This window comes from Nocardia aobensis NBRC 100429, from assembly GCF_000308375.1.
GTDB lineage: Bacteria > Actinomycetota > Actinomycetes > Mycobacteriales > Mycobacteriaceae > Nocardia > Nocardia aobensis.
Genome location: NZ_BAFQ01000297.1, coordinates 76007 through 91767, shown reverse-complemented (window position 1 = coordinate 91767; position 15761 = coordinate 76007). Strand labels below are relative to the sequence as shown.

Genomic DNA, 15761 nt, shown 5'->3' with positions numbered 1-15761 from the left:
ATCTGTCGCCAGACGTGAATGTTTCGACCGTCGCAGGGAGTGGTTCGATGGCACGAGAAGGCGCCACAAGTGCGTACCGAGAGCGCAATTCGACCGCTGACCGTGCGCTCGACATCCTGTTGTTGTTCTCCGCCGACAAGCCGGTGTGGAGCGCGGGCGATATCGCGGCCGGGTTGGGTGTCGCACGTTCGACGGGCTATCGCTATCTGCAGAGCCTTGTCGCCAACGGCTTCATCGAAGAGACCGTCGGTGGATTCCGTCTGGGGCCACGGATCTTCGAGCTCGCTCGCCTTGCGCGTGCCGGTATCGGCCTGTCGGAGGTCGCGCTGCCGGTGATGCGGACGCTCGCCGAGGAGGTCGGCGAGACCGTGTTGCTGACGCGGCGGTCGGGCAGGTCGGTGGTGTGTCTGGATCTGGTGGAGGCTGCCCACGCGGTGCGTCTGACCTACGACCGCGGTCAGGTCCTGCCGATCAACGCCGGTGCCGCTGCGGAGGTCCTTCTCGCTTGGGCGGACCCAGCGGAAGTCGTGCGGGTTCTGGGGCGGGAGCCACTGGAACGCTTCACTGCGAAGACTCTCACCGATCCGGACGAATTGCGTGCTCGGCTCGTGCGTATCCGCAAGCGTGGCGTCGCGGTCTCGCAAGGAGAACTCGACGAGCACATTCTGGGTGTGGCTGCTCCGATTCGTGACGGCTCGGGTGCGGTCTGTGCCGCGATCAGTGTCGCCGCCCTGGCCGCGAGAGTTCCTCGTTCACGTTTGCGCGAGGTGGAAAACGCGGTGCGCGACGCGGCGCACGCCATCTCCGCGCAATTGGAACTGCGTAGTGCGTGAGGGAGAGGGCAGTGTCGCTGCCCTCTCCTTCACCGAAGATCTTTCACCGAAGATCGGCCGGCGATACCGATCGGGTTCGTTCGCCTCGGTGCCGGTGTGGCGTCATTCTTTGCATCAGGTCGTGGATGTGGGGGATGGCGTGGGGGTTGATTCGATGCATTCCCGAGCGGTCGTAGCCGATGTTGCCGGCAACGCCGACGAGCAGCCCGATGGCCAGTCCCACGGCGAGGGTCACCAGCGCCCGGGATAATCCGGCCGCGGCGTGGGCGTCGAAGTAGGTGATCGCGCGGGTGCCGTCGGCGATCGCGCGCATCGGCTCGAATCCGCCCAGCCATCGCCAGAACGGCGGCATCGCCTGCAGCGGAATCGCGCCGCCGGAGACCGGAATCGACCAGCCGATGAAGAAGATCATCCCCAGCACGATCCCGAGCGGGCCGAGCAGGGTCACGGCCGCCAGCGTGCCGATGCCGACCGCGGAAATCGCCAGCACCCCGAACAACCACAATGTTCCCGCGTGTGGCAGGTCCAGGTGGAGAACGGCGGCGCTCGCACCGAGAATCGCGGTCGATCCCGTGCACGCGACGACGACCATCACGGCAGCCTTGGCTGCGAAGGTCTGCGATCGATCGATCAACCTCGGGGCGGAGAATTTCCGCAGCGGACCGAATTCGGTTGCGGCGAAACCGAGTTCGGCGTCGATCATGCCGTTGATGACGTTGGCTCCGAGAAAACCGACCATCATCAGCAACAGGGCGTAGAAGAACGCTGTCATGCCGTTGCCGGTCCGCGCACCGAGCGGGACTGCGGCTTCTTCGGTGACCGTCACCGGGTCGGCCAGCAATTCCGCGTTGGCCGCCGGTATCGCTGCGGACGCGCGAGGCGCCGTATGGGCGGCCGCGGCGACGGATCCGGCTCGTGCCGCCGACTCTGCGATACGGGCGCCGAGTTCGGCGGCCATCGTGCCTGTTCCCGGGTTGGTCAGCACCGTGATCCGAGGTCGGTGGGGACTGGATGTCGGCAGCGACTCGAGCCCTGCGGAATAGTCCGGGGGCAACACGACCGCGGCGAACAGTTTGTTGTCGGCGAGGTCTGCTCGCACCGCGTCGAGGTTGTCGTATCGGTGCCACCGCACCGAGTCGGCGGGCTGCTGCGGCTGCTGTTCTATCCCGATCGATACCGCCGCGCCCAGGCCGTCTGGGCCGGTGTCCAGGTTGACCAGGCCGATCGGGGCTTCGTGCAGATCTGCGGACGGGTTGGCGACGCTGCCGGCGAACACCAGCGTGATCGCGAAGATGGCCGAGGTCAGCACTACGCCTGGAATCAGCCAGCTGCGTGGGTTGCGGAGGACGCCGAGCGCCGACATCGGCCTGCCGGGCGCCGCGGGATTCGATGAAATCACGAGAAAAACTCTAGCACTATAGGTATAGTTCTAGAGGTGTTTGCTTTCACGTTGCGGCCGCGACGAGAACTCCTTCGGTCAGTCCTCGGTGGTCAGAAGGCGTGCGAGCTCATAGAGGTCGGGGAGTGCCTGTTCGATTCGCGTCCGGGCGGCGGGGGTGAGTCGCCCGAGCGCTTCGGTCAGTCCTGCGCTGAGGCGAGTCGACAGTTCCCGGCTGGCCTCCTGCATCTTCGAGGTGGGAAACAGTTGCACCTGGCGAGCGTCGTCGGGGTGTCTGCGCCGCTCGAGAAATCCGTCCTTCATCAATGTGGTGACCAGCGTGCTCACGTTGTTGGCCTGCATGTGCAGTTGCTCGGCGAGTTCGCGGACCGAGATGCCGGGTGTGGCATCCACCAGGCGAAGCAATTCGACCTGGGCGGGTGGACGGGCGGTCTGGCCGGTGGGAGTTCCCTGGCGGTTGCGCAACGCGCGATGCATCGCCCAGATCGTGCGGGCTACGTCGTGGGGCAGGGATTCGGAGACTGTGGCGGCCATTCCCGCACTTTACCTCTAGAAGTAGAGCTATCGCGTGACGCTGAGCGGCCCGTGCGTCCGCGGGATCCGTCCCTCAAAGTCCTGCATTGCAGGAACTTACTTTCGATATTCAGGACGCGGCAATAGTGTGACGAGCGTCAATCGCGGGGACATTCGGAGAGGTGGATCAATGACGACGACACCGTCGCCGGTCACGGTCGAAGTCGCGATCTGTGGCGCGGGGCCCGTGGGCCTGACCGCTGCGGCGCTGCTGGCCGCGCGGGGCGTGGGTGTGGTGGTGTTGGAGCAGAACGACGCCACCAGCGACGAACCGAAAGCGATCAGCATCGACGACGAGTCCCTGCGGGTGTATCAGCAGGCGGGGATCGTCGACGCGATCCTGCCGATCGTGGTGCCCGGCACCGGAACTCGATACTACGACCGGCACGGAAAGCCGTTGTTCCATGCACGAGGAGCGCGTCCGTACCGGCTCGGATACCCGTTCAAGAACCCGTTCGCCCAGCCCGATCTGGAGCGCGCCCTGCTGAACGCGGTCGAGTCGCGGCCGGGCGTCGAACTTCGTTTCGGCACGAAAGTGACCGGCTTTCAACAGCTTTCGGACCGAGTGCGCATCCGGACGGAGTGCGGTGGCGAGGCGGACACCGTCGACGCGGCGTTCGTTCTGGGCTGCGACGGGGGGCGCTCGGCGACGCGCCTGCTGCAGGGCGTGGATATGACCGGACGCAGCTACGGCGATGTCTGGCTCGTGGTCGACACCGTCGATGACGACCACACCGAGCGATTCGCCATGCACCATGGTGATCCCGATCGCCCCCATGTGGTGGTGCCCGGCCTGAACGGTCGCTGCCGCTACGAGTTCCGCTTGTTCCCCGGCGAGGGCGAAGCCGGTGCGCCGCCGTCGTTCGAACTGATTCGGCAGCTGGTGTCACGGTATCGGGAGTTGGCTCCCCATCAGGTGGAGCGAGCGGTGAACTACCGGTTCAACGCCGTGGTCGCGGACGAATGGATGATCGGGCGATCGTTCCTCCTCGGCGACGCGGCCCACATGATGCCCCCCTTCGCCGGTCAGGGCCTGAACTCCGGTGTGCGCGACGCCGCGAACCTGACCTGGAAGATCGCCGACGTCTTGGCGGGGCGACTGGATTCGCGAATCCTGAGCAGCTACCACAGCGAGCGCGCGCCGCATGCGTGGGCGACCGTGCGGATGTCGGAGCGGTTGGGGCGTGTGGTGATGACGACCTCGCCGCATATCGCCGCCCGGCGGGACGAATTGGCGCGCTCGGCCATGGCGGCCCCGGCCGGCCGCGCCTTTCTGGAGGAGATGCGATACCGCCCGGCGCAGCATTACACGCACGGGATGGTCTTCGCGCCGGCGCCGGAAACCGCGGGCGCGGTAGGTGTTCCGATCGGACAGCCGCTGGCCTTCGATGTCCGCGACCACGCGGTCCGGCGCCTCGACGACGTGCTCGGAAACGGCTGGGCGCTGCTCGGCGTGGACGTCGGCGAACAGCACTGGGAGCCAACGGAATTGATCAGCGAGTTGCTGGCGGCGACCGAGGTGTCGGTAGTGACCGCCGACCGGCTCCCGCGCACCGCTCGACAGGTCCTCGTCGACGTCGACGGTGCCTTGATAGAGGAATTCCGCTCCTACACAGGGCAGTTCGTGCTGCTGCGTCCGGACCGTTTCGTAGCCGCAGCGTGGCACCCGGGCGACTCCGATCGCGTCGCCGCGCAGGTCCGATCGTGGACTCCGGATGTCGAGGGCGACCTCGCCTCGGCAGGCACACCCGTCGCGGCCGCGTCGCCGGTCGTGGCAACGAAGTGACAACACAGGAAGGGCACACGCTCATGGACAAGCCACAGCGCGTCGTATTACAGGAACGCGAAGCGGCCGGAACGCTGACCCGGACCGCGGTGTCCCACATCGGTTTTTCCGTTCCGGACGTCGGCGCGACCGCCGAATTCTACGGCCGGGTTCTCGGCCTGGTCGTCCACGACGAACTCCCCGATGGTGGACTGCGGCTGGGCTGGGGAACCGGCCATCACGTGATCGACCTGGTCGAGGGTGAACAAGGACTGCGGCACTACGGATTCGAGGTTCGCGACGCCGAGGGCGTCGAGGGCATCGCGGCGCGGCTGAGCGCCGCCGGATACGCCGTTGCCGACCTCGATCCCCGCTATCTGGACGCGGCCTCGGGCAGCGCGTACGGCATCGCGACCACCGACCCGCACGGCACCGAGGTGCACTTTCACACCGGCGTGCGACGTCAGGGCGAGAGCGCGGCCGACACCGGTCGCAGGCCGATCAAATACCAGCACATCACCCTGGCCACCGACGATGTGCCGACGATGGTCGCTTTCTTCGTCGACGTCGTCGGCTTCCGGATCTCCGATCAGCTCGCCGACGGCCGCTTCGCGTGGCTGCGCAGCGACCGTGATCATCACACCCTCGCGGTGGTGAACGTCGGGCGCGGCGGCGATATCGACCACTACTCGTTCGACCTCGCCGCCTGGGAGGACTTCAAGGCCTGGTGTGACCGCCTCACCGACGAGGACGTCGACGTCACCTGGGGCCCCGGGCGTCACGGACCGGGCAACAACCTGTTCGTGTTCTTCGACGACCCCGCCGGCAACCACATCGAACTGTCCGCGGAGATGGAGAAATTCCACGACGACCGCGTCACCTACGTGCCGCGCCGATGGAAGCCGATCCCCAACACCGTGAACCTGTGGGGCGGCCAGCTGGCGTCCTGGCGCAAGACCAGCGAAGGGAAATGAGCATGGCTTACGCCACGTATGAAGCCCATGACCGGCGCCGGGTCGGCGTCGTCGACGGCGATGCACTGATCCCGCTGGAGGGTCTGTCCGAAATCGGTTCGGCCACAACGCCTCAGGTGCTCGCCGATGCCCCTCGCCTCGTCGCCGACCGCACACCGATCGCGGATGTGCGCCTGCTCCCAGTGGTGCCGCGCCCCGCGAAGATCTTCTGTGTCGGCCTGAACTATCGCGAGCATGTCACCGAAACCAAAAGGGAACTACCGACGTATCCGGTCTTGTTCCCGAAGTTCGCGTCCAGCCTGGTCGGGGCGAACGACGACATCGTGGCACCGCCGGAGTCGCAGCAGATCGACTACGAGGGCGAGCTGGCGGTCGTGATCGGTCGCGCCGGCCGCCGCATCGCCGAGGCCGACGCCGCCGACCACATCCTCGGTTACACCGTGGCCAACGACATCACCATGCGCGATTTCCAGTACAAGACCCATCAGTGGATGCAGGGCAAGGCGTGGGACGCCTCCACCCCGCTCGGCCCGTACCTGGTCACACCCGAGGAAGTCGACGTGAGCCACGCCGGTATCCGAACCGTCGTCGGCGGTGTGACCGTCCAGGAATCGGATCTAGCGATGCTGATCTTCTCGATTCCCACACTGATCGCCACCATCTCGACGTTCACCGCCCTCGAACCGGGCGACCTCATCCTCACCGGCACCCCCGGCGGTGTCGGCTACCGGCGCGACCCCCAGCTGTTTCTCGGCGACGGAGACCAGGTCAGCGTCGAAATCGACGGCGTCGGCGTCCTGCGCAGCACGGTCCGCGCGGAAATCACCGCCTCGACGACAGGAGCCGGCCGATGACCACACACCGTCCCGAAGAGCCGCGGATCGGCCGCTCGCTGACCCTGCATTTCAAGGGCGACTGGGGCAGCGTCAACCTGCACCGAGTCTGCGGCTGGGTATGCCAGGAACTGACCGATCGATCCGGCCCGCACACCAGGATCGCGATCTGGAACGGCCGCGGCTTCTCCGACAACGTTCGTGCCGTGGGCCGCGGGGAGGTCGACGTCGCGATGACGACCCCGGCGGCATTCGCCGCGGCCGCGTTGTCCGGTCGCGGCGTGTACTCCGACGAGCACTACCCCGAACTGCGCGGTCTGGGAGTCGTTCCGCAACGCGACCGGCTGGTCGTAGGTGTGCACCGTTCGCTGGGGATCACCAGCTTCGCCGAATTGCGCGAACACAAGCCCGCCCTGTCCGTCGCGACATCGGTCAACGACGGAATCAACAGCGTCGGTGTCGCGGCGCACGAACTGTTGCACCGCGCGGGGGTCGATGTCGTCGGCTGGGGCGGCGAATTCCTCGAAGACGAGCGACCTTTCGACACGTTCGATCGCGTGCTCGCCGGTCAGGCCAATGCCGTTGTGCACGAGGCGATCATGCTGCCGCACTGGCAGGAATTCGGCCGGGACTATCACTTTCTGGAGGTCGAGCCGCAGGTGCTCGAGTCGCTGCACGCGGACTTCGGTTGGCCGTCGGCGCGGATCGACGACGATCACTTTCCCGGCCGCGAGGGCTTCGACACGCTGGACTTCTCCGACTTCCTCATGGTCACCCGCAGCGATCTGCCCGACGACGTCGCCTACGCCATCGCCTGGATCCTCGGCGAAACCCGCCACATCATCGAGGCGCAATACCGCCATCTGGCGCCGGAGAAGAGCCCGATCACCTACCCGCTGGACCCGGTCGCCATCGGCCGCAGCCCCATCCCGCTGCATCCCGGCGCCGCCGCCTACTACGACGCCCTGCCGCACGCCTGATTCCGGACCCGGTCGACTCACGAGACAAGGAGGTCTCCATGCACGTCATCGAGGACATCGCGACGATGACATCCGACCAGCTGCTGACCAGCGTCGAACGCGACGAACACCTGCTGCTGTCCGCGCCGAACCCCGGCAAGTTCCCGATGAAACTCTGGCGCGATCAGCCGCCGCTGACGGTGGTGCACTACCCGCAGGCCTACGAGGCGGTTCCGTTCGCGCCGCCGCGCGGCGTCTACGAGAACGACCGGATGCGGGTCGAGTGGCAGACCATGGACAATCGGCAGCCGTTCTATCACCGCAATTGCGATGTCGACGAGATCTCCTATCAGATCGCCGGCGAACGCACCCTCATGACCGAGCGCGGGGTCATCGAACACCGTCCGGGGGAGTTCTCGCGCATTCCGCGCGGCGTCGCGCACGACAACTACGGCCGGGCGGAAAGCCACCTGCTGTTCTATACCGCCGCCCCCGTGCGCGAACTCACTTCTGCGGTGCGCACTTCCGAACCTGTGTTCCCGCCTTTCGAGGGCTGGCAGCCCTCCGCCGTGAACGAGGCCGTCACCCAGTGCATGGGATCGGTCGGACACGACATCGCCGTGTTCGGCGCCGACGAACAGCTGATTCTCGATCGTGTGCACGCCACCGGCGAGCGCATGACGGTGCTGGCCGTCGGCGAACGGCCCGGCACCGAATGGCTGTACGCGGCAGACCAATTCCGCTTGGGCACGGCCGTACTGGACGCCGCGAACCACGAAGCTCCGCGGCGCTACCTGCGCACACTCGATGCCGACGAGATCCAGTACCAGATCAGCGGAACGCGCACCCTGGTCACTCAGCGGGGCATCGTCGATCTCGATCCCGGCGATTTCGTCCGTATCCCACTGGGCGTCGCGCACGCCGACATCGCCGAACACGGGTGCCGCTATGTGCGGATGCAGTCGCATCGCGAGTTGCCCCAGGTCGCCGACACCTCCCGCACCGCCGATCCGTACACCCCCGAACGGCTCGCCGCCGTCCACGCCTGACCCGAGGAGTTCGACGATGAACACCATGCTCGCCGCCCGAGCGCACCAGGGTTCCACCGAGATTGTGCTGGAACGGATTCCGATCCCGGAACCGGGTCCGCTCGACGTCGTGGTGAGGGTCGCCTCCGCCGGTCTCGCCCCGGGGATGATGTCCCTGCTGGCGATGGGAGCGTTCAAACACCTTCCCACCACGCTCGGGCACGAGGCCGCCGGCACGGTCGTCGCGTTCGGAGATCGCGTGAGCGGCATCGACATCGGCGCCCGAGTGCGCGTGCATCCGAACCTCAACTGCCGTGACTGTGTCTACTGCCGCACCGACCGCGACATGATGTGCGCGCAGCAGGCGATGGTCGGCCACGCGGCCTTCTCCAGTGTCCCCATGCCGCTCTACGCCGAATACCACGACGGCGGCCTGGCGGAATACATCCGCGTCCCGCACTGGCTGCTCGACCCGCTGCCCGACACCATCGGTTTCGATGTCGCCGCCAAGGTTCACGACCTGGCCAACGCCCTGCGAATCCTCAAGTCCGTCGACCTGACTCCCGCCGCGACCGTGGTGGTCACCGCAGCCACCGGAACCATGGGCACCGCGACGATCGGCCTGGCCAAACACCTGGGCATCGCCCGATTGCTGCTCGTCGGCCGCAGCCGCGAACGCCTCGACGCCGTGGCCGAACTCGCCGGGGGAGTCACCGTGGACAGTGTCGCGCTCGACGAACTGCCCGACGACTGGGCGAACACCGGCGCACTCTCCCAGCAATTGCGCCGGCTCGCACCCGACGGCGCCGACGCGGTCGTCGACTACATCCCCGACGGGCCGGCCACCGCCCAGGCCATGGCCGCCCTGAGGACCGGCGGCACCTTGGCACATATGGGCGGCAATCGCACCCCGCTGCCGATCCCGCCGATCGCCATGATGGTCAACTGCTGGCGCTTCGTCGGCACCCGCGCGTGTACCCGCAACGACGCGCTGCAGGTACTGAGTCTGCTCGCCGACGGCACGCTCTCGGCGGACCGGCTCATCACCCAGCGATTCCCGCTGGCCGAGGCCACCGCCGCGGTGCACGCGATGCAGCAGCGCAGCGAACCCACGTGGATGACCGTCGTCAATCCGTGACCAGGTGAATCACCCTCCGAAAGGTCTTGCCGATGCGCATAACTCACTTCGACCACGCCTGCGTGCTCGTGGAATTACCCCATGACAGCGCGACAGTCCGGGTGTTGTTCGACCCCGGAACCTATTCCCAGGGCTTCGAGGAACTCCGTGACCTCGATCTGATCCTGATCACCCACGCGCATCCCGACCACCTCGATCCCGCCCGGTCGGCCGCCCTGCTGGAGGCCAATCCGGACGCCGAGGTGGTGCTCAGCGCCGACGCCGCGGCCGCCCTCGGCGATGCGCGCCCGGCACCCACCCGCACGCACGTGGTCGCTCCCGGCGACACGGTGACGCTGCGCGGAATCGAGGTGACCGTGACCGGCGATGGCGGCCACGCCTGCATCCATCCCGATCTGCCCGGCACCGACAACAACGGCTACCTCGTCGGCGGGACCGTGCTGCATCCTGGCGACGCGCTCGACCCGCCGGGCGTGCCGGTCGATGTGCTCTTGGTTCCCGCGGCCGGGCCGTGGATGAAGGCGGCCGAAGCCGTCGACTACGTCCGCGCGGTCGCTCCGCGCGTGGCGATCCCCATCCACCAGGCCGGACTCGCGCCGATGCACCGGCAATTCCATCACGGCCTGCTGACCAACCTCTCGCCGGACGACACCACCGTCGTCGTCCTCGAACACGGACAACCCCGCGAACTGTAGGAAGAGACAAGCGATGCAGCAGGTGCGTTCTACCGTCGTCCAGGCCTCCGCGGCATTGGCCGCGGCCGGTCTGGGCGACATGGTGTGGGGCCACGCCTCGGTCCGCGACCCCGACGGCAACGGCGCGTGGATGAAGGCCTCGGGCTGGGGTTTCGAGGAGATCGACCGCGACCGGGTTGTGCTCGTTTCACCCGGCGGCGTCGTGCTCGACGGGGCCGGCAACCGCCACCTCGAATACGCCATCCACACCGAGATCATGGCCGCCCGCGAGGACGTCGGCGCCGTCGTGCACACCCACGCGCCGACTCTCGCGGCCTTCGCCTCGCTCGACCGGGAACTGCGGGCGATCTCCCATGACGCCGTGCCGTTCACCGCGCCGCAGCTCCCGAGATTCACCGAAACCGGCGCCCTCATCGCCACTCCCGAACTCGGTCGCGCACTGGCTCGCCGACTCGGCGACGCACACGCCGTCCTCATCCCGAACCATGGCGCGGTGACCGTCGGCCCGGACGCGGCGACCGCGGTCATGTATGCGGTGTTGCTCGAACGTGCTTGTCGCACACAGCTTCTCGCCGAAGCCGCGGGTGGACCCAGGATCTGGTCCGATGACGCCGAAATCGCATTCAAGCAGGAGCAGGTCTGGAACCCCGCGCAGTTGGCCGCGGGCTGGCGCTACCTGACCAGACATCTTCCGGACGGCGTCGATGAAACGAAGTAGTGAACAGGACACAGTGACCATGGTCGTGTCCTGAAACTCGAGGACCGAGACGTTCGTCTCCGGAGCTGGTAATTCCGCCTTCGCCGATCCGTTCCATTACCCGTACATGCTGGGAGAAATCTGTCGTGCCTATCGAGACCACTGCTGCTGTCGCGTATCCCGGAGCCCGCGACTTCGCTTGGGAGCCGGTCGTTCTCGACGACCCCGGCCCCGACGAGGTGCTGGTACGGATGGTCGCCACCGGCGTGTGCCATACCGATTTGTCCGTACTCGCGGGACGGTTACCCACACCGTTGCCCGCGGTGCTCGGGCACGAAGGCGCCGGTGTCGTCGAACGCGTCGGACCCGGTGTCACCACCTGCGCGATCGGTGACCGGGTCGTGCTCTCCTTCGATTCCTGTGGCAGCTGTGCACGCTGCCGCACCGGACGCCCGACCCGGTGCCCGGACTACTTCGCCCGCAACTTCGCCGCCGCCCGTCCCGACGGCACCCCGATAGTGCACCACCGCAACGGAATACCGATCGGCGGGCGATTCTTCGGGCAATCGTCGCTGGCGAAACACGCGATCGTCTCGGCGCACACGGTGGTTCCGGTGAACGCCGACAGCGACGACGAACTGGCCCGCTACGCACCGATCGGATGCGGCATCCAGACCGGAGCGGGTACGGTGCTCAATCTGCTGAAACCCGAACCGGGGCAACGGCTCGCCGTGCTGGGCGCCGGCGCGGTCGGACTCGCGGCGGTCATGGCCGCCCGCCTGAGTGGCGTGGCCGAAATCCATGTCGTCGACAAGGTGCCCGCGCGTTCGGCTCTGGCGCAGGAGTTGGGTGCCACTGTGCTCGCCGAGAGCGTCGACGAGCTGCGCGGTCTCGACTACATCATCGAAACGACGGGTGTACCAACACTTCTCGAAGCGGCCGTCGGCGCCGTCGGGCCGGGAGGAGTGGTCGCGGTGATCGGCGCACCGGCCGCGGGAACACGCATCGAGGTCGACGTCAACGGCCTCATCGACGGCCGCACACTGCTGGGCGTCACCGAGGGTGGCAGCGACCGCACCACCTTCATCCCCGCGCTGATCGACCTTCATCGCACCGGGCGGTTGCCGATCGACCGGCTGATGCGCTTCTACCCACCCGAACAGCTCTCCCGGGCAGTCGATGACGCCCGATCCGGCATCACCGTCAAACCCGTCATCCGATTCGAGGCATCATGACTCTTCCCCACGCCCGCAACCTCGTCGAAGGCAACTGGCGCGACGGCCACGCGGTCGGCACCAGCTACGACCCCGCCACCGGCGAACCATTGGGGACCTTCGCGGACGGCGGCGCGGTCACCGCGTGCGCGGCGATCGATGCCGCCCGGCGAGCCTTCGACCACACCGCCTGGGCTCACGACCGGCACGAGCGCTCCCGGGTTCTGCTGGCCCTGGCCGATGCCATGTCGGCGCGACGAGACGAACTGGTGCACTTGCTGTCTCGGGAGAACGGCAAGGTCCTGGCCGAGGCGGCGATGGAGGTCGACTCGACCATCCCGAAGCTGCGCTACAACGCTGCGCTCGCGCTCACCGACTGCGGCCGTGCCGCCGAGATCACCCCCGGCAGTTACTCGATGCTGCTGCCGCAGCCACTCGGCGTCGCCGCGGTGATCGTGCCGTGGAATTCGCCGATCATCCTGGCGGTTCGATCGTTCGCCCCCGCACTCGCGGCAGGCTGCACCGTCGCGATGAAGATGCCGGCGCAGACAGCGCTGACCAACGGGTTGCTCTACGAACTGCTCGCCGACTCCGTGCCCGCCGGAGTTGTCAACGCGTTCACCGAATCCGGGAACGACGGCGCACCGCTGCTGGTCGCCGACGAAAAGACCGACGTCATCAGTTATACGGGGTCGACGGCGGTCGGGGCGACGATCATGGCCGCCGCGGCCCCGCAGCTCAAACGCCTGTCACTCGAGCTCGGCGGCAAAACCCCGATGATCGTCTTCGACGACGCGGACCTCGACGCTGCCGTGCCGGTTCTCACCGCCGGCATCACCACCTTCGCCGGCCAATTCTGTATGGCCGGCAGCCGCATCCTGGTCCAGCGCGGACTCGCCGATGCACTGCGCGAGCGGCTCGCGACCTCGTTACGGGACGTCCGGGTCGGGCCGGGAACCGACACCGGAAGCGACATGGGGCCGATGATCGAGCGGGCCCAGGCCGAGCGGGTCGATCGCGTCGTCGCCGAGGCAGCCGGCTACTCCACTGTGCTGGTCCGGGGTGGTCTGGTCAACCCGGTCGGGACCGACGCGCTCCTGCGGCCCGCGCTGCTGGAAGTCGACGATCTGTCCACACCGATCGTCCAGGACGAAGTCTTCGGACCGGTCGCGACATTCGAGGTATTCGACACCGAAGACGACGCCGTGGAACGGGCCAATGCGACTCGATTCGGCCTGGCGGCTTCGGTATGGACTCGCGACGTCGACCGGCCGCTGCGCGTGGCGCGCCGGATCAATGCCGGCACGGTGTGGACCAACACGTGGGGGATGACCTTCGACCAGATGGAAGAAGGGGGATTCAAGCACAGCGGGCTCGGCCGCCTCAACGGGCATCGAGCGATCGAGGAGTTCCAGGAGTTGAAACACCTCGTCCACCCCGTCGGTTAGATGACACGACCCACAGCGATATGACGTCACCCCGATCGAACGAAAGGCTCGGTGCCTGAATGGCGACGATTGTGTCCAGCTCCGCAGACGAGGCCGTCGGAGATATTCCCGACGGGGCGTCGCTGGTGGTCGGCGGGTTCGGCCTGTGTGGCATCCCGAACGAATTGATCAGCGCCCTGTCGGCTCGACGTGTATCCGACCTCGAGGTCTTCTCGAACAACTGTGGCGTCGATGACTGGGGCCTGGGAATCCTGTTGTCGGGTGGAAGAATTCGACGGATCACCGCGTCATATGTCGGCGAGAACAAGGAGTTCGCGCGCCGATATCTGTCGGGAGAACTCGAACTGGAATTGACACCCCAGGGCACACTCGCGGAGCGGATGCGCGCCGGAGGTGCCGGAATCCCCGCCTTCTACACCCCTGCGGGCGTCGGTACTCCGGTGTCCGAGGGCGGACTGCCGTGGCGTTACAACGCCGACGGCTCGGTCGCTGTCGCCTCACCGCCCAAGGAGATTCGCGAGTTCGGCGGCCGGCCTTACGTGCTGGAAGAAGCGATCATGGCCGACTTCGCCCTCGTGCACGCCGAAATCGGTGACATCGAAGGCAATCTCGTGTTCAACAAGACCGCGATGAACTTCAACCCGCTCGCCGCGATGGCGGGGCGCATCACGATCGCGCAGGTCGAGAGGCTCGTGCAGCCGGGTGAACTCGACCCGGCGCAGATCCATCTGCCGGGCGTATTCGTCCAGCGCATCGTCCATACCGGTGTGCAGGACAAACGAATCGAGAAGAGGACCGTATCGGCATGAACGAGCAGGTGCGCAGCAGGTGGCCGAGCACAGATACGCAGTGTCCGACTCGTGCCGGGAAAGGTTCGAAATGAGTTGGACTCGTGAGCAGATGGCGGCCCGCGCAGCGGCCGAGTTGATCGACGGTGAATATGTGAATTTGGGGATCGGGTTGCCGACCTTGATCCCCAACCACCTTGCCGAAGGTGTGAAGGTTGTGCTCCATTCGGAGAACGGAATCCTCGGAACCGGTCCGTACCCCGCCGACACCGAGGTCGATCCCGACCTCATCAATGCGGGTAAGGAAACCGTGACGGTGAATCCGGGGGCGTCGTTCTTCGATTCGGCGTTGTCGTTCGGCATGATTCGCGGTGGACACATCGACACCGCGGTGCTGGGTGGTATGCAGGTCTCTCGAAACGGCGATCTGGCCAACTGGATGGTGCCGGGCAAGATGGTCAAAGGCATGGGCGGTGCCATGGATCTGGTGCACGGTGCCCGGCGCGTCATCGTGATCATGGAACACACCGACCGCGATGGCGGCGCCAAGATCGTCGAACACTGCACACTCCCGTTAACGGGTAAGGCTGTCGTGCAACGGATCATCACCGAACTCGGTGTGATCGATCTTTGCGACGGCTCGCTGGTGGTGCGCGAGCTCGCGCCCCAAGTCACCATCCGGGAGATCGCCGCCGCGACCGGTGCCGAACTGGTCGTCGATCCGCAGATACAGAGACATATCTGAGGCAGGTAATCCGTCCGCTGCCGAGATGACGCCTGGGAGCTCCTACGGGACATTGTGAATGCGTGGTGTGAGGGGGAGATATGTGGGTGAGTGATATGTGGTGAGTGGGGGAGAGGCTATATGGGTGATTGTGTGAGTAGCTGATTCGTGCGTGGTGATAGGTTCTCGACAAAGGTCGTGCTTCGCGTGGGTGGCGCGCACGGGCTATGGCACGTCGTGGTGTTCGTCAGCGCTGAGTGGCCGGGCGCACATGTGGCAGTCCCGTACGTCGAACTCGATGCGGAGGGGACGACCCGGACTTTGACTGCGGCACAGTGACGAGGCGTGACGAGCGTGGCCGTCGCCCAGTCGCGCCGCGGTACCGGGAGGAGGATGCTCACGGTTCCACCGTGTAGTCGCAGGTGGATTCGCCGCGGTCGAGGTGGTCGGCGATGATGATGCTGACGAAGTCGAGGAGCAGGCTCGGGTCGGTCGCGGTGGCGACCACCGGTAGGGCGAGTGCGAGAGTCATATCGGTAAATCGGCCGCGAGACCCGGCCGGATCATCGGCTGTGGCTCATGTCAGTGTCGCGGTCTTCCTGGCAGGTCTACTCGTACACGGGCTATGGCGAGCAGGAACGTCACCACGACACTGACTGGGATGCGCTGCGCGAGACCGCCGATCAGGTGAGA

At 66.6% G+C, this 15761-nt stretch carries 16 protein-coding genes; 13 read left to right on the top strand and 3 right to left on the bottom strand.

The window, feature by feature from the left end:
• Positions 1-47: 47 nt before the first annotated feature.
• A complete protein-coding gene (locus tag RJ03_RS34095; protein ID WP_036511196.1) occupies positions 48-833 on the top strand; it encodes an IclR family transcriptional regulator in 786 nt (261 codons plus the stop codon).
• A gap of 43 nt (positions 834-876) precedes the next feature.
• On the opposite strand, the gene RJ03_RS34090 is transcribed toward RJ03_RS34095, so the two are convergent.
• Together RJ03_RS34090 and RJ03_RS34085 are read right to left on the bottom strand one after the other, a co-directional pair.
• Positions 877-2232 carry a YhgE/Pip domain-containing protein gene (locus tag RJ03_RS34090; RefSeq protein ID WP_157163598.1) on the bottom strand — a complete coding sequence of 452 codons (1356 nt, stop codon included), beginning with the start codon at positions 2230-2232 and terminating at the stop codon, positions 877-879.
• A 78-nt stretch (positions 2233-2310) separates the two neighbouring features.
• Positions 2311-2766 carry a MarR family winged helix-turn-helix transcriptional regulator gene (locus RJ03_RS34085; RefSeq protein WP_036511192.1) on the bottom strand — a complete coding sequence of 152 codons (456 nt, stop codon included), beginning with the start codon at positions 2764-2766 and terminating at the stop codon, positions 2311-2313.
• 169 nt (positions 2767-2935) lie between these two features.
• On the opposite strand from RJ03_RS34085, the gene RJ03_RS34080 reads away from it, so the two are divergent.
• The 12 genes from RJ03_RS34080 (at position 2936) to RJ03_RS34025 (ending at position 15089) form a co-directional block, all read left to right on the top strand.
• The gene (locus RJ03_RS34080) at positions 2936-4591 is read left to right on the top strand and encodes a bifunctional 3-(3-hydroxy-phenyl)propionate/3-hydroxycinnamic acid hydroxylase (protein WP_051025645.1); all 1656 of its coding nucleotides are present in this window, start codon (positions 2936-2938) and stop codon (positions 4589-4591) included.
• A gap of 23 nt (positions 4592-4614) precedes the next feature.
• Positions 4615-5544, top strand: coding sequence for a VOC family protein (locus RJ03_RS34075; RefSeq protein WP_036511189.1), 930 nt, complete (start codon positions 4615-4617; stop codon positions 5542-5544).
• Between the two features lie 2 nt (positions 5545-5546).
• On the top strand, positions 5547-6398 hold the full coding sequence (locus tag RJ03_RS34070) for a fumarylacetoacetate hydrolase family protein (RefSeq protein ID WP_051025644.1): 852 nt from the start codon (positions 5547-5549) through the stop codon (positions 6396-6398).
• On the top strand, positions 6395-7357 hold the full coding sequence (locus tag RJ03_RS34065) for a TAXI family TRAP transporter solute-binding subunit (RefSeq protein WP_036511183.1): 963 nt from the start codon (positions 6395-6397) through the stop codon (positions 7355-7357). The genes RJ03_RS34070 and RJ03_RS34065 overlap by 4 nt, the downstream gene beginning before the upstream one ends.
• A gap of 38 nt (positions 7358-7395) precedes the next feature.
• A complete protein-coding gene (locus tag RJ03_RS34060) occupies positions 7396-8385 on the top strand; it encodes a cupin domain-containing protein (protein WP_036511180.1) in 990 nt (329 codons plus the stop codon).
• A 16-nt stretch (positions 8386-8401) separates the two neighbouring features.
• On the top strand, positions 8402-9502 hold the full coding sequence (locus RJ03_RS34055) for an alcohol dehydrogenase catalytic domain-containing protein (protein WP_036511177.1): 1101 nt from the start codon (positions 8402-8404) through the stop codon (positions 9500-9502).
• 32 nt (positions 9503-9534) lie between these two features.
• Complete coding sequence (locus tag RJ03_RS34050) at positions 9535-10197, top strand: MBL fold metallo-hydrolase (RefSeq protein WP_036511174.1); 663 nt, start codon at positions 9535-9537, stop codon at positions 10195-10197.
• A 13-nt stretch (positions 10198-10210) separates the two neighbouring features.
• Positions 10211-10915, top strand: a complete 705-nt coding sequence (locus tag RJ03_RS34045) for a class II aldolase/adducin family protein (protein ID WP_036511171.1) — start codon at positions 10211-10213, stop codon at positions 10913-10915.
• Between the two features lie 125 nt (positions 10916-11040).
• Positions 11041-12129 (top strand): NAD(P)-dependent alcohol dehydrogenase, encoded by a 1089-nt coding sequence (locus RJ03_RS34040; RefSeq protein ID WP_036511168.1) that lies wholly within the window; start codon positions 11041-11043, stop codon positions 12127-12129.
• Complete coding sequence (locus RJ03_RS34035; RefSeq protein WP_036511165.1) at positions 12126-13556, top strand: aldehyde dehydrogenase family protein; 1431 nt, start codon at positions 12126-12128, stop codon at positions 13554-13556. The genes RJ03_RS34040 and RJ03_RS34035 overlap by 4 nt, the downstream gene beginning before the upstream one ends.
• 59 nt (positions 13557-13615) lie before the next feature.
• On the top strand, positions 13616-14365 hold the full coding sequence (locus RJ03_RS34030; RefSeq protein WP_036511162.1) for a CoA transferase subunit A: 750 nt from the start codon (positions 13616-13618) through the stop codon (positions 14363-14365).
• A 70-nt stretch (positions 14366-14435) separates the two neighbouring features.
• Positions 14436-15089: a CoA transferase subunit B gene (locus RJ03_RS34025; RefSeq protein WP_051025643.1), complete on the top strand. Its 654-nt coding sequence runs from the start codon at positions 14436-14438 to the stop codon at positions 15087-15089.
• A 376-nt stretch (positions 15090-15465) separates the two neighbouring features.
• Here the strand turns inward: RJ03_RS34025 and RJ03_RS38905 are convergent, their stop codons facing one another.
• A complete protein-coding gene (locus RJ03_RS38905) occupies positions 15466-15600 on the bottom strand; it encodes a hypothetical protein (protein WP_281032306.1) in 135 nt (44 codons plus the stop codon).
• Positions 15601-15761 lie beyond the last annotated feature (161 nt).

What these genes read in the sequence shown, in the direction of transcription:
- RJ03_RS34075 (WP_036511189.1), top strand. Translation starts at nt 4,615, where the DNA reads ATGGACAAGCCACAGCGCGTCGTATTACAGGAACGCGAAGCGGCCGGA.
- RJ03_RS34085 (WP_036511192.1), bottom strand. Translation starts at nt 2,766, where the DNA reads ATGGCCGCCACAGTCTCCGAATCCCTGCCCCACGACGTAGCCCGCACG.
- RJ03_RS34095 (WP_036511196.1), top strand. Translation starts at nt 48, where the DNA reads ATGGCACGAGAAGGCGCCACAAGTGCGTACCGAGAGCGCAATTCGACC.
- RJ03_RS38905 (WP_281032306.1), bottom strand. Translation starts at nt 15,600, where the DNA reads ATGACTCTCGCACTCGCCCTACCGGTGGTCGCCACCGCGACCGACCCG.
- RJ03_RS34045 (WP_036511171.1), top strand. Translation starts at nt 10,211, where the DNA reads ATGCAGCAGGTGCGTTCTACCGTCGTCCAGGCCTCCGCGGCATTGGCC.
- RJ03_RS34065 (WP_036511183.1), top strand. Translation starts at nt 6,395, where the DNA reads ATGACCACACACCGTCCCGAAGAGCCGCGGATCGGCCGCTCGCTGACC.
- RJ03_RS34070 (WP_051025644.1), top strand. Translation starts at nt 5,547, where the DNA reads ATGGCTTACGCCACGTATGAAGCCCATGACCGGCGCCGGGTCGGCGTC.
- RJ03_RS34060 (WP_036511180.1), top strand. Translation starts at nt 7,396, where the DNA reads ATGCACGTCATCGAGGACATCGCGACGATGACATCCGACCAGCTGCTG.
- RJ03_RS34050 (WP_036511174.1), top strand. Translation starts at nt 9,535, where the DNA reads ATGCGCATAACTCACTTCGACCACGCCTGCGTGCTCGTGGAATTACCC.
- RJ03_RS34025 (WP_051025643.1), top strand. Translation starts at nt 14,436, where the DNA reads ATGAGTTGGACTCGTGAGCAGATGGCGGCCCGCGCAGCGGCCGAGTTG.
- RJ03_RS34035 (WP_036511165.1), top strand. Translation starts at nt 12,126, where the DNA reads ATGACTCTTCCCCACGCCCGCAACCTCGTCGAAGGCAACTGGCGCGAC.
- RJ03_RS34055 (WP_036511177.1), top strand. Translation starts at nt 8,402, where the DNA reads ATGAACACCATGCTCGCCGCCCGAGCGCACCAGGGTTCCACCGAGATT.
- RJ03_RS34030 (WP_036511162.1), top strand. Translation starts at nt 13,616, where the DNA reads ATGGCGACGATTGTGTCCAGCTCCGCAGACGAGGCCGTCGGAGATATT.
- RJ03_RS34080 (WP_051025645.1), top strand. Translation starts at nt 2,936, where the DNA reads ATGACGACGACACCGTCGCCGGTCACGGTCGAAGTCGCGATCTGTGGC.